The sequence below is a fragment of the Pseudomonas tritici genome (genome assembly GCF_014268275.3).
Classification (GTDB): domain Bacteria; phylum Pseudomonadota; class Gammaproteobacteria; order Pseudomonadales; family Pseudomonadaceae; genus Aquipseudomonas; species Aquipseudomonas tritici.
Genome location: NZ_CP077084.1, coordinates 5201099 through 5214282, shown reverse-complemented (window position 1 = coordinate 5214282; position 13184 = coordinate 5201099). Strand labels below are relative to the sequence as shown.

Annotated in this window: 11 protein-coding genes and 1 pseudogene; 3 read left to right on the top strand and 9 right to left on the bottom strand. The window is 61.1% G+C overall.

The window, feature by feature from the left end:
- The first annotated feature begins 3 nt into the window (after positions 1–3).
- The gene (locus HU722_RS23760; RefSeq protein ID WP_065874584.1) at positions 4–723 is read left to right on the top strand and encodes a lipopolysaccharide kinase InaA family protein; all 720 of its coding nucleotides are present in this window, start codon (positions 4–6) and stop codon (positions 721–723) included.
- Entirely contained in the window at positions 720–947 is a 228-nt protein-coding gene (locus HU722_RS23755) for a hypothetical protein (RefSeq protein WP_049711701.1), read from the top strand. Before HU722_RS23760 ends, HU722_RS23755 begins: the two co-directional genes overlap by 4 nt.
- A 61-nt stretch (positions 948–1008) precedes the next feature.
- Here the strand turns inward: HU722_RS23755 and HU722_RS23750 are convergent, their stop codons facing one another.
- The 5 genes from HU722_RS23750 to HU722_RS23730 form a co-directional block, all read right to left on the bottom strand.
- Positions 1009–4035: a multidrug efflux RND transporter permease subunit gene (locus HU722_RS23750; RefSeq protein ID WP_065874585.1), complete on the bottom strand. Its 3027-nt coding sequence runs from the start codon at positions 4033–4035 to the stop codon at positions 1009–1011.
- A gap of 3 nt (positions 4036–4038) precedes the next feature.
- Positions 4039–5169, bottom strand: a complete 1131-nt coding sequence (locus tag HU722_RS23745) for an efflux RND transporter periplasmic adaptor subunit (protein WP_065874586.1) — start codon at positions 5167–5169, stop codon at positions 4039–4041.
- Positions 5170–5286: 117 nt separating this feature from the next.
- Positions 5287–6384, bottom strand: a complete 1098-nt coding sequence (locus HU722_RS23740; protein ID WP_065874587.1) for a DUF1513 domain-containing protein — start codon at positions 6382–6384, stop codon at positions 5287–5289.
- Positions 6385–6386: 2 nt separating this feature from the next.
- A complete protein-coding gene (locus HU722_RS23735; protein WP_065889948.1) occupies positions 6387–7451 on the bottom strand; it encodes an imelysin family protein in 1065 nt (354 codons plus the stop codon).
- 31 nt (positions 7452–7482) lie between these two features.
- Entirely contained in the window at positions 7483–8910 is a 1428-nt protein-coding gene (locus HU722_RS23730; protein ID WP_065889947.1) for a di-heme oxidoreductase family protein, read from the bottom strand.
- A 140-nt stretch (positions 8911–9050) separates the two neighbouring features.
- On the opposite strand from HU722_RS23730, the gene HU722_RS23725 reads away from it, so the two are divergent.
- On the top strand, positions 9051–9614 hold the full coding sequence (locus HU722_RS23725) for an NAD(P)H nitroreductase (protein ID WP_065880778.1): 564 nt from the start codon (positions 9051–9053) through the stop codon (positions 9612–9614).
- A gap of 136 nt (positions 9615–9750) precedes the next feature.
- Here the strand turns inward: HU722_RS23725 and HU722_RS29350 are convergent, their stop codons facing one another.
- The 4 genes and pseudogenes from HU722_RS29350 to HU722_RS23710 all read right to left on the bottom strand — a co-directional run bounded on the left by HU722_RS29350 (position 9751) and on the right by HU722_RS23710 (position 13151).
- On the bottom strand, positions 9751–10506 hold the full coding sequence (locus HU722_RS29350) for a methyl-accepting chemotaxis protein (protein ID WP_371905445.1): 756 nt from the start codon (positions 10504–10506) through the stop codon (positions 9751–9753).
- Between the two features lie 102 nt (positions 10507–10608).
- Positions 10609–11748 (bottom strand): annotated as a pseudogene (locus HU722_RS29345) (methyl-accepting chemotaxis protein); the annotation flags it as partial.
- 267 nt (positions 11749–12015) lie between these two features.
- Entirely contained in the window at positions 12016–12429 is a 414-nt protein-coding gene (locus tag HU722_RS23715; protein WP_065880973.1) for a YbaN family protein, read from the bottom strand.
- Between the two features lie 113 nt (positions 12430–12542).
- A complete protein-coding gene (locus HU722_RS23710) occupies positions 12543–13151 on the bottom strand; it encodes a biliverdin-producing heme oxygenase (RefSeq protein WP_065873632.1) in 609 nt (202 codons plus the stop codon).
- Positions 13152–13184 lie beyond the last annotated feature (33 nt).

Here is a 13184-nt window from a genome sequence, read left to right as displayed (position 1 = left end):
AGGATGGCAGTTGAGTGCGTAGCAGGCAGTCACGTAGCGCCCGAAGAGCGATTCGATTATTTCTGGCGCCAGCAGGGCGAATGGGTCGAAGAGCCCAACCGCCGGCGCGGCGGTGAAAGTGGCGTGCAGCGCGTGACAAGCTCCAATGGACGTTTGCTCTATAGCAAGCGCCAGACCGGGCATATCTACCGCAGTTGGCTGCACCCCTTCGGCCGTCCCACCGTGCTGCGTGAACGCGATGCCATCAAAGGCCTGCGCCTGTTGGACGTACGCGTTCCGGAAATGGTCTTTTGCGAGGCGCGCCGCGACCCCGAGCACCGTTGGCAGGCACTGCTGGTGACCGCAGCCCTTGATGGCTTTGACGAAATTGAAAACTGGTACGCCGCCGGTGGCCGCGAGCAATACGGCGAGCAGGTGCATGAACGCGTGCTCAAGGAATTGGCTGGCACCCTGGCGCGCATGCACAAGGGGCGTTGGCAGCATGGCTGTCTGTACATCAAGCATATTTTTGTGCGGGTGACAGGCGAAGGTGATTCGGCCAATGTTGAAGTGGCGCTGCTGGATTTCGAGAAATGCCGCCAGCGCTTGACCGCTTATCGGGCAGCCTCCCATGACATGCTGCAATTGCGCCGCCATTCGTCGTGGAGCGATGCCGACTGGAAAAAACTCAGCTACTTTTACGAGACGGCGTTTGGCAGCGCTATCAAGGGTTTAACCAGATGAAGCTAGAAATAGCACGAGGTTTGTTTTTGGTCGGGGCGCTGGGCGTTGCAGCCTTGGCGCTGGCGGCGTGGGAGCAGCCTCGCACACAGGTGCTCAGCGCAATGCAGGGTGGCGCGCAATGCCCGTTGCCGCGCGTCGCCAAGGCGAGCACGGCGGTAAAGCCTGATCACGAGTTGTTGCTGTTTATGTTTGGAATGTCTCAAGGGATGAGGCCACAGAGTTGAAACGATTCAAACCCCCAGAAAAGGGCCTTGCGATGCGAGGCCCTTTTTTTGCTTTGTAGGTTCAAGGCGTATCCGGTTTGGCTAGCAGGGTGTACACGCAGGGCAATACAAACAGCGTAAACAGTGTGCCGATCGACATCCCCGTGGCAATCACCATTCCGATATCAAACCGGCTCACCGCACCTGCCCCTGTCGCGAAAATCAACGGCACCATGCCGAATACCATTGCCGCGGTGGTCATCAACACCGGCCGCAAGCGAATCGCCGCCGCTTCCTCCACTGCCTGCCGTGGTGTCAGGCCCTTGTCTTTGCGCAGTTGGTTGGCGAATTCCACGATCAGGATGCCGTGTTTGCTGATCAAACCGATCAGTGTCACCAGGCCGACCTGGGTGTAGATGTTCATGCTCGACCAGCCCAGGAATAGCGGAATCAGCGCTCCGCAGATCGACAACGGCACTGTCACCAGGATCACCAGAGGGTCACGAAAGCTCTCGAATTGCGCCGCCAGCACCAGGAAGATGATCGCCAAGGCCAGGCCAAACGTGACCCACAGCGCCGTGCCTTCCTGGATGAATTGCCGCGACGCACCGCTGTAGTCGAACGCATAGCCGGGTGGGGTTTCTTCAAGGGCGATCTGGCGCACCGTGTCGATGGCCTCGCCCATGCTCACGATGGGAAACCCCGAGATCAGTGCCGAATTGAGTTGCTGGAACTGGTTCAATTGCCGAGGACGAGCGCGGTCGGTGAGGGTGATCAAGGTCGACAACGGCAGCAGTTCGCCCTGGTTATTCTTTACGTAGTAGTTGTTCAGCCAGTCGGGGTTGTCGCGGTAGGCGCGCTCTACCTGGGCGATCACTTTGTAGCTGCGTCCATCGAGGGTGAATCGGTTGATTTCCGCCTCGGCCAATAGCGTTGCGAGGGTGCCGCCGAGGTCTTGCATCGACACGCCCATCTGCGCGGCCTTGGCGCGGTCGATATCCACCACCACTTCGGGTTTGTCGAATGCCAAGTCGATATCGACGAAGGCAAATTTGCCTGACTCCATCGCGCGTTTCTTCACGCGGTTGGCCACTTCGAGCAACGAGGCATAATCGTTGGCCGTGTTGATCACAAAGCCAAACGGCAACCCTTCGCCCGTGCCCGGCAGGGAGGGCAGGTTGAAGCCGAATACTTGCAGGCCCGGAATCTGCTCCAGGCGGCTTTGTACCTCGGGGAGTATCTGCATCTGGGTGCGGTCGCGCTCGTTCCACGGTTTGAGCAGGAAGCCACCGATGCCCGATTGCACACCGTTGAAACCGTTGATCTGGAACGACGAGTAGTACTCCGGGAACTCCTTGAAAATCTTGATGAACTCGTCGGTGTAGGTGTTGAGGTATTCCAGGTTGGTCGGCTGCGGTGCGCTGGCCATCATGAAGATGATGCCCTGGTCTTCGTCGGGGGCCAGTTGCGACTGGGTAAACTTGAGGAACACCGGGATCAGGCACAGTACGATCAACGCAAACACGATCACCACCGGCCGCGTGTTCAGGGTGCCATGCAGCATGCGCTGGTAGCGGCGCTTGAGGCTGTCGAAAATCCGGTCGAGGCGATGGGCCAGGCCCGAAGGGTTTTCATCGTGGCGCAATAGCAGCGCGCACATCATCGGCGACAAGGTCAGGGCAACAATGCCGGAGATGATCACCGCTCCCGCCAGGGTCAGGGCGAACTCCTTGAACAGTGCGCCGGTGAGCCCTTCGAGAAAACCAATGGGTGCATACACCGCCGCCAGGGTGACGGTCATCGACACCACCGGCAGGGCAATCTCCCGCGCGCCTTCCAGTGCCGCATCCAGCGGTGTCTTGCCGTCTTCGATATGCCGGTGAATGTTTTCCACCACCACGATGGCATCGTCCACCACCAGGCCGATGGCCAACACCATCGCCAACAGGGTCAGCAGGTTGATCGAGTAGCCCATCAATTGCATGAAAAACAGCACACCGATCATCGACAACGGGATGGTGATCACCGGGATCACCACTGAACGCAGGGCGCCCAGAAACAGGAATACCACCACGATCACGATCAATACGGCTTCAAACAGGGTCTTGACCACCTCGTTGATGGACGCCTGGATAAACAGCGTGGCGTCGTAGGCAATTTCCGCCTTGAGGTTGGGTGGGAGCTGGGATTCCAACTCCGGCATGATCTTGCGCACTTCCTTGATCACATCCAGCGGGTTGGCGCTGGGCGTGGCCTTGATGCCGATGTACACCGACGGCGTTCCGCCAAACGAGCTGATGGCGTTGTAGTTCTCCGCGCCCATTTCCACCCGGGCCACGTCGCGCAACAGGACGCGGCTGTCGCCGTCGGTTTTGACGGTGATCGCACCAAAGGCGTCGGCGGACTTGAGGTCGGTGTTGGCGTTGACGCTGGTGACCACGAACTCGCCCTTCACCTCGCCGGCGGCGGACAGGAAGTTGTAGCGGCGCACGGCGTCGGTGATGTCACTGGCGCTGAGGCCGAAGCCTGCCAGTTTCACCGGGTCGAGCCAGATGCGCATGGCGAACACCTGGTTGCCAAGGATCTCCGCCTCGGCCATGCCCGGCAGTGTGGCGAGCTTGGGCTGGATCACCCGTGACAGGTAATCGGTGATCTGCGGGTTGCTCAACTGCTGGCTGGAGAAACTGATGTACATCAGCGCCGAGGCGTCAGCGGCCTCTTTGCTTAACACTGGGTCTTCGGCGTCTTGCGGCAGTTTATTCTTCACCTCGTTGGCCTTGGCCAGCAATTCGGTGAACAGGCGGTCGCTGTTGGAACCGATGCGCGCGTAGATCGAGATCACCGAAAAGTTCTGGCGACTCACCGAGGTCATGTAGTCGATGCCTTCGGCGCTGGCCAGGCTTTGCTGCAGCGGTTGGGTGATATAGCCCTGGATGGTCTCGGCATTCGCGCCGGGGTAGGCGGTGGTCACCGTGATCAGGGCGTTTTCCATACTCGGGTATTGGCGCAGCGGCAGCTTGCTGTAGGCCTGGAAACCCAGCAGCACAATCAGCAGGCTGACCACCATGGCCAGCACCGGACGGCGGATAAAGGCGTCTGTGAACTTCATGGCCTAGTGCCCTGCCGGCTGGTTTTTGTCCGGGCTGATGGCGATGGGTGTGCCGTTATCCAGTTTCAACTGGCCGGCGCTGACCACCTGCTCACCGGCTCTCAGGCCTTTGCTCACCAGCACCAGGCCGCCGCGCCGCTCACCGGTCTCGACGAACCGCCGTTCTGCGATCAGCAGCGGCTTGCCGCTGGTGTCTTTTTCGACCTCACCATGCTCGGTTTTTTTCTCGGCCACGGCGTACACCGAGTTGCCGTAGAGGGTGTAGGTGATCGCGCCTTCCGGTACCACGATTTGCGGGGCGGGATTGGGCAGCAGCACGTCCAGGCTGGTGAACATGCCGGGCAGCAGCTTGCCGTCAGGATTGGCCAAGGTGGCGCGCACCAGCACGTTGCGGGTGCTGTTCTCGACCTTGGGGTTGATTGCACTGACCTTGCCGGAGAATGGCTGGCCTGGGTAAGCCGACACTTGCACCTGCACGGCTTGCCCGAGGGCGAGCTTGGGCACGGCATGTTCGGGGATGTAGAAGTCGACGTAGAGGCTGCTGATGTCCTGCAAGGTAGCGATCACCGTGCCACTGGCCAGGTAGTCACCCACATCCACCTGGCGAATGCCGATGGTGCCGCTGAAGGGCGCGACAATGTGTTTTTTTGCCAGCGAAGCCTTGAGCTGATTGACCGTGGCCTTGTTCTTTTGCAGTTGCGCGGAGAGGCGGTCGAACTCGCCTTTGGAAATCGCCTGGCTGCCCACCAGTTGGCTGCCGCGACCATAATCCAGCTGGGCCAGCCCGAGGTCAGCCTGGGCGGTTTCCAGCAGGGCGCTTTCCACTGCGCTGTCGAGTTGCACCAGCGGTTGTCCGGCCTTGACCTTCTGCCCGGACTCGAACTGCACCTCCTTGACCGTGCCGGCCACCTCCAGGCTCAGGTTCACACCTTGCAGGGCTTTGAGTGAGCCGACGGATGGAAGGCGCTGTTGCCAGGGTTGTTCGACCACCGTCGCGACCGCCACGCTGACCGCCGGTTTTGGCGTGGAAAAGACCTGGATCTGCTGGTAGATGGAAAAGGCTTTGTAGCCCCCCAGCAGCAGGACGATTAACAGGACGATACCCAACATGATCAGCATGCGACGGCGCAGCATATTCCGGTTCCCTGGAAAACTTTGGCAGACGATTTTTTTGTAGAAGTGTAGTGGGTATTCCAGACGGTGTTTATCACCGGGAACAGGGCCAGGACTGGCCCTGTTCAGAGGGGTGCGTCAGATCAGATGCAGATGGTTATCCCAGAGCCCTGCCGGCAATTCCAACGGTTTTGCTGCCAACTGTTTCTGACGGCAATCGTAGAACCGGCAACGGCCTTGGCCCGAGGTCACGACAAAGCCATCCTCGACGGCGCCGACACCGGCACAGTCGGGCAATGGTCCATCCAGGCGCAGCTCGCCACTGTCCATGTCCCAGATAAAGAAGCGGTTGCCCCGTGGGGCGGTCAACGCCACCAGGCGCAATTCGCTGTGCACCGCGACGCTGGCGGTGTAGTGCCCCATCGCCTGCAACTGCTCGTCGGCCACTGGGAACGCGACGAAAGGCTGGCCCGGTCGCTTGATCGCCAACAACTCGGAACGCTCCTGGGACGGCCCCATGAACTGCTGCCCGGTAAGGATGGTGCCATCGCTGGCGATCCCCATATGGCGCACGCTGTTCATCTGCTGGCCGAGGGTTTCCTTACTGATCAGCGTACCGTCGCGGTGCATCAGCACGAGGCTCGGTTCCATGGCGTTGAGGTTCATCTCCACGCGGCTTTCGGCTTCGGTACGAATGCCGCCGTTGGCCACCACCAAGGTTTCGCCGTCGGGCATCCACGACACCTGATGCGGGCCGATCCCATGGGTGGAAATCTCGCCACTGTGCACCAGCCGCTCGCCTTCGAACCTGTACACGCCGAGCAGGCCACGGCCGGGGTCGGACGTGTCGTTTTCGGTGGCGTACAGCCAGTCGCCGCTCTTGTGAATGACCGCATGGCCATAGAAGTGGCGATTGGCATGGGAGGTGATGGTTTGCAGCAGCGCACCACTGCGCAGGTCGATCAGATAACTCTCAGTGCCCGGGCGACGGGCAACAAACAGCGCAATGGGCAGCGTCGGGTGGTTGATGATGTCGTGACAGCGCTGGCCGACCTGGGTGGCGAACACTTGCTTGCCGTCCAGGCGATAGCCCACAGCGTAGTGCTTGCCGTCCGCATCATCGCGCGCCGAGAGCAGCAGCGGGCTTTTGTCTTTGCTTTTGAACAGCGTCCAGCCACCCAAGGTGAGCGCGCTGAGCAGCATGCTGCCAACCGCCAAAGCCTGTCGCCTGAGCATTATCAGTCACCGTCGTTGGCATTGAAGCCCAGTTGGATGCCCAGCGCCTTGGCCAGTTCGCCTTCGTGCAGGCGGTGGACAACGTTGAGGCTGTCATAAATGTCGTTGAGCTGCTGGCGCCCGGCGTCGTCGGCCAGCAGTTCGTTGAGGGTACGCTGGTTGCTGTCGAACAGCTTCAGCGAGGCGGCATAGGCGGCATCGATCTTGTCGGCCAACGGCTTCTGCTCGGCAGGCAACAGGCCGCGCAGGCCTTTGTTGTCGACGCCGACCCACACAGTCTGGGCCGCCGCGAGGCTGGTCTCGAGGCTTTGCAGGGACGACTGGCTGCGCCACGCATCGGCCTGGAATGGCTGCGGGATACCCTTGGTCTGGCGGCCCATCGGCGTACCGAGTTTTTTCTTCAGGGTGTCCAGCGCAGTCACCTGGACGCGCAGCAGATCAGCGATGGCTTCGTGGGAATCGGCGTAGCGCTGGTTAGGAAACTTGGTCATCTGCGCAAGCATGCCGTCGGTGCTGTTCCAGCTGGCCAGGATTTCTTCGGCCAGGGCCTTCTGACGGTCGCCGATAGCCACCAGCAGCGGGCAGTAACGGGCTTTTTGGGCGTCGTCGGCGATGTCGGTCTTGGCGTCGTAGAGGATGTATTCGTAGGCCGACAGGCCTTGCACGACCACGCTGGACTTGGCCAGGGCCGCGCCGTCGATCTGTGGCTGGCTGGCGACCAGTTGTTCGACTTGGCGGCCGACCAGGTTCTTCTTGTCCGGCCAGAACTGCACCTGCCACGCACGGTTGCCCTCGGCCAGCGGGCCGATCAGCAGCGGTTGCAACTCGGCCCAGGCCTTTTGCGCATGCAGGAAGTCGGCGCGCGCGGTGTCCAGGCTTTCCTTGCCTTGGCAGTAAGCCAGGGCGCTGACGGCCAGTTGGCGGTCGGCTTCAACCCAACGGCTGTAGGTCGGCAAAATCACTTGCTTGGCGATAGCCGCCGAGGTCACTGCTTGCGGGTCTTGCGGTGAGCAAGCGCCGAGGGCGAGAGCGGCCAGGCTGGTGAACAACAACTTGGGACGGAACATGTCGAGCTCCCTTCTGTAATTGGGACAAAGCTTATAAAGAATTCAGGAACGCCAGCAACGCAGCGCGCTGCTCGGCATTGAAAGACAACACATGCTGCTGCGCCGCTTGTGCTTCGCCGCCGTGCCACAGCACGGCTTCGAGCAGGTTGCGCGCGCGGCCGTCATGTAAGAACTGGGTGTGATCACTCACGGTTTGCGTCAGGCCAATGCCCCACAACGGCGGCGTGCGCCAGTCGCGGCCACCGGCCTTGAATTCGCTACGGTTGTCGGCCAATCCGTCGCCCATATCGTGCAACAGCAGGTCGCTGTAGGGGCGAATCACTTGGCTGGCCAGTTCAGGTTCGGAGGCAGAGGCGGCCGTGGTGAACGCGGGTGTGTGGCAACCCTGGCAGCCCGCTTGATAGAACAGGTTTTTACCGGCCAGCACTTGCGGCGAGTTGACGTCGCGGCGCACTGGCACCGCCAGGTTGCGCGTGTAGAACAGCACCAGGCGCAGAATGTTGTCGCTGACTTCAGGCTCGCCGTCGGGGCCATTGCCATTGGGCGCCTGCTTGCAGGCGACTTGAGCATCGGTGCAGTCATCGAACGGTCTCAGGGACGTGGTGAGGCCCATATCACCAGAAAACGCGTGAACATTTTGTTGATTGAGGTTGGGTTGCCCGGCTTTCCAGCCGAAACGCCCAAGCACGGTTTTTTGCTGGGCGTCGTCCCAGACCCAATTGGCGCGGCCGACGATGGCTTCTTTGTCGGCGGTCTTCGGGTCGGTGTTGCGCAGGATATCGGCGTCGCTGATGGCTTCCAGCAGGCCCAGGCCGATCATCGGCGGGGCGATGCGCGCGGAGAAGCGTGTATCCGGATGCATCGGGCCGTAGCCAAGCTGGGTGATTTGCAGGTCCGGCTTGCGTAGTTCAACTACCGTGCCGTCCTTGAAGGTAACGTTGACCGGCGTGTAGTCGACCCGCACCTTGCCTTCGGGCACAACGCCGGGCACGGCCATGTCTTGCAGTTGCCCGCCGTAGACCGGTTCAGGGACTACGCCGATCTGTTCGATCAGCTTGGCATACGCAGGGCTATTCTCAATGGACAGGCGCACCAGCATCGACACCGCATTCGGTGCGTCGGGCAACGGTGGATGCCCACGGCCGTCTTTTATATGGCAGTTCTGGCAGGCATTCGTATTGAACAACGGGCCCAGGCCATCACGCGCCGTGGTGGTGGACGGCGCGATCACCCAAGGGCTGCGAAAGAAGCTGTTGCCCACACTGAAATCCAGGCGCCGCGTGGCCGACAAGTTGGCCGAAGGCAGGGAAAACGCGTTCTGGTCGCGCTTGTTCACCGTCGCTGCGCCGCCCGCCCGTGATTCACCGGGCTCGGCCTTGGTGAACCTGGGCGCGTCATCGCAGGCCGTCAGGCTCAAGGCCAGCAGTGCTGCGGACAGGCGAAAAAACGGACGGAACATCGAAATCCCTAAGCGAATGCGCAAATTATGGGCGCAAAGTCTAACAGGGCAGGGCGCAATGAATAAGAGCAATTATCGTTTGGTGGCATCCCGATTCATTCCCGCTAGAATGACCGCACATTTTTCTCTGGAGGTGGCCAATGCAGGCTCTCGACGCTTTGCTCAACCGTGTTTCCGTGCCGCGTTTGCTGGAACCGGCACCGACCCAGGAGCAGCGCGACGTGCTGTTCGCCGCGGCCATGCGGGCGCCCGACCACGGGCAGTTGCGCCCTTGGCGTTTCCTGACGGTGGAAGGCGCCGCCCGCGAGCAAATGGGCACGTTGCTGGCTGAGGCGGCGCGCCTGCAAGACGCTGAAGCGCCGCAAGCCGCCATCGACAAAGCCCAGAATGGCCCGCTGCGTGCGCCGTTGGTGTTGGTGGTGATTGCCCGCTTGCAGGAACATTCCAAGGTGCCGAAGTCCGAGCAACTGCTGGCTGCAGCCTGCGCTGCCCATGGGATCCTGTTGGCGGCCTACGCCCAGGGCATTGGTGCGGTGTGGCGCACTGGCGAATTGTCTTACTCGGCGCACGTTGCTCAAGGCTTGGGGCTGGCGGCGGGTGAGGAAGTGATTGGTTTCCTCTACCTAGGCACGCCGCAGAACCCGCCGCGTACGGCGCCGAAGGAAGATGTGGCGGCGTTTGTTCAGGCCTGGCCGGGTCGTTAAGCCACAAGCGATCTAAATGTGGGAGCGGGCTTGCTCGCGAAAGCTGTGTGTCAGTCATGCATGTGCCGACTGACACTCCGCTTTCGCGAGCAAGCCCGCTCCCACATTTTTGATCTTCATTGTTTTGAAGATCGGGTTACACCCGGAACTGATCCATCAACTTCATCTGCTGGCTGGCCAATGCATTCAGTTGGCTGCTGATCGCCGCCGACTCGGTGGCTTGCCCGGTGAGGGTTTCGGTCACGGTACGAATTGCCGAGACGTTGCGGTTGACCTCTTCGGCCACGGCGCTTTGTTGCTCGGCGGCGCTGGCGATCTGCAGGTTCATGTCGCTGATCACCGTGACGGCATCGCTGATCTTGCCCAGGGCCTGCACCGCTTGATGGATCTGCCCGGCATTGCTCTGGGCCTGGCTTTGGCTCGAATGCATGGTCGCCACTACGCCACGGGTGCCGCTCTGGATGCGTTCGATCACCAGGCGGATTTCCTCCACGGAATCCTGGGTGCGCTTGGCCAGGTTGCGTACTTCGTCGGCCACCACCGCAAACCCACGACCGCTTTCCCCGGCGCGCGCGGCTTCGATGGCAGCGTTGAGTGCCAGCAGGTTGGTCTGCTCGGCGATGCTGCGGATCACTTCGAGTACCGAGCCGATCTGCTCGCTATTGACCGCCAGGGCTTCGACTTCCGTCACCGCCTTGCTGACTTCCTCGGCCAGGGTGGTGATGTCCCGTGTGCTCTTTTCAATGATCTGCATGCCTTCACGTGCCGACTGGTCGGCGCCGCGTGCCGCGCTGGCGGCATTGGACGCGCTGTTAGCGACGTCATGGGCGGTGGCGCTCATTTCATTGGACGCCGTGGCCACCTGGTCGATTTCGCGGAACTGCACCTGCATGCCTTCGCTGGTCTGGCGCGCGATGGCCGAGGACTGATCGGCAGTGCCCCGCGCTTCGGTGATGCTTTGCTTGATCTGCGCGATAGTCGGCTGCAGCTTGTCGAGGAAGCGGTTGAACCAGTTCACCAGTTCGCCCAGCTCGTCTTTCTTGGCATAGGCCAGGCGCTGGGTGAGGTCGCCGTCACCGCTGGCGATGTCCTTGAGCATGGCGGCCACGCTGTTGATCGGACGGGTCACGCCGGTGGCGGTCAGCCAGATCAGCAGCAAGCCGAGCAAGCCGGCGGCGGCGCCCACCAGCAAGGCTTTGAGGGTGCCGCTGGCCTGGGCTTTGTCGAGCACACCTTGGAGTTTCGTGGCGTCGGCAAGCATGACGTGTTTGGGCAGCTTGACCACCACGCCCCAGGCTTTTGCATCGGCGATAGGTTTGACCGCGTAGACCGCACGGATCGTGTCGCCCTGTTCGCGGTTGACGTGGCTGTTACTGGCCAGCAGTTGCACGATTTCCTTGCCTTCGGCGCCGAGCGTGTCGACCAGGTTTTTGCCGACCCTGGCCGGCTCGCCGCTGTGGGCGGCAATCAGGCCGGTGCTGGAAATGACTTCCAACTGCGCGGCGCCTTCGAACAATTCCTTTTGTGCAGCATCGGCGAGGGTTTGCAGGCTGTTGAGGGCGATATCGACACCGACTACGCCGATCACTTTACCGTCCACGATCAGCGGCAGGGAGATGGTGGTCATCAGCACCGGCTTGCCGCCCACGGTGTCTTCGTACGGGTCCAGCAGGCATGTGCTGCGGGTGTCTCGTGGGCAGGTGTACCAAATGTTGTAGGGCGTGCCGCTGAGGTTGAGGGCGGTCTTGGTCAGGTCATCCTCGACCATTATGGTGTTCAGGCCTTCGCCACCGGCACGGCTCCAGTAGCTGGAGAAGCGGCCTTTTTCGTTGGACACGCGAGCCTTGTCGCCGATGAATTCGCTGTCCTTGCCATCCAGCCCATTGGGCTCGAACGACAACCAGATACCGAGCACCTTGCTGTTGCGTTCGAAGGTGGTTTTAAGACTCTGGTTGAGTTCCTCTCGCAGCGCGCCGGGGTCCAGTGAGCGCTTGGCGGCGAGGTTGCGCAAGTCCTTGACTTGGTCGGCGAGGGCAGTCACCACCAACAGGTTCTCGCCAAAGGTTTTCTGCAGTTGCACCGCCTGTTCGGCAGCCTTGGCTTGCAGCAGGTTCTGCACACTGCTGGTGAGCATTCGCGAGCTTGAATCGCTGATCAGGTGATCGTTCTGATCAGTCTCGTACAGGTTGATACTGATGATCAGCGCTATCACCCCCAACAGGCAAAGGCCTGACAACAGCACGATTTTCAAGCGGATGGAGAGGGTGTCGAACATAGGTTCACTCGCGAATGGACGTATTGGTATGCAAGCAGCAGAGCCAAGTCCATTCGGCGCTATGTCTGAAACATCGGCGTCATAAATCAATTCATGAGAAGCAAGCGATGAGCGGTAGGAGAATGCCTACAGGCAGCGTTCTGTGGGGTGTGCAAGCCGTTCCGGGCGTGACCAGATCCACAGGTTGCCCAGGCTCATGCCGGCAATCGCCAGGTAGATCGGCCAGCCGTGGTCGAGCATCACCAGCATCAGGATCGCGCAGAGCAGCATGCTCACGGTGGCGCTCACCTTGGCCCGCCGCGCGATGATCTTGCCGTTGCGCCAGTTGGACAGGATCGGCCCGAACAGCCGGTGGTTTTCCAGCCAGGCGCTGAGGCGCGGCGAACTTTTGGTGGCGGCCCAGGCGGCTAAGAGGATGAATTCGGTGGTGGGCAAACCCGGGATGACAATCGCCACTAATCCGATGCCCAGGCTGACGTAGGCCAGCAGGCCGAAGAGGATCTGCGCGATTTTCGAGGTGGATTGGGGTTTGCGGGTCATGGTGAAGCTTATCTGGTGGAAAGAGAGACAGATTGCTTGAGTTGAAATGCAATCAAGGGTGGGAGCTGGCTAGGCAAGCCAGCTCCCACATTGATCCGGTTTCTACCGGAGCATTACGCCAGTTCAGGGGCGCTAGCGTACGCCTGTTCCAACAAGACGGTGAAGCGTACAAACGCGTCGACCGCGCCTTTTTCCACTGCGGCTTCCTCTTCGGCGCTGAACGCCAAGGCGTCGAGGGTGCGGGTGAAGCGCTTCCAGCCTTCGGCACGACCGCCGGCCGGTTCACTTAGGTGACGGGCACCGAAGGTTTCGCTCAGGCCCAGGCCCACGGCGCGCTTGATCAGGAACGCAGCGCCGAGCTTTGAGCCCTCGGAAACGAACAGCCAGCCGAGGGCTTCGGCCTTGCTCGGGTTCTTCACGGCGCCCGCCACCGGCGCAGGCACTTCGGTGTCCAGGTCGGCCAGGTCCAGCTTGGCGGCGTCCGCACGGCAGCGCTCCGCCAGGTCCGGCACGATCTTGATCAGTTCGGCATCGTTGTAGAGGGCCACCAGTTCCGACTGGAACAGATACTGCGCCACCACGAAACGCGCGAAGTTGGCCTGTGTCTCGAACGGCGCGTGGGCTTTGACCAATGCGTCGAGCTTGGTGTGCGGCTCGTTCGTGATCTGGTTCAGGCGCTGGGAGCGCAGGCTTGGACGTTCTGCGGTAGGAGAAGCGGTCATGAATAAGTCCTTGAGAAGGGGAGCGCCTTATTG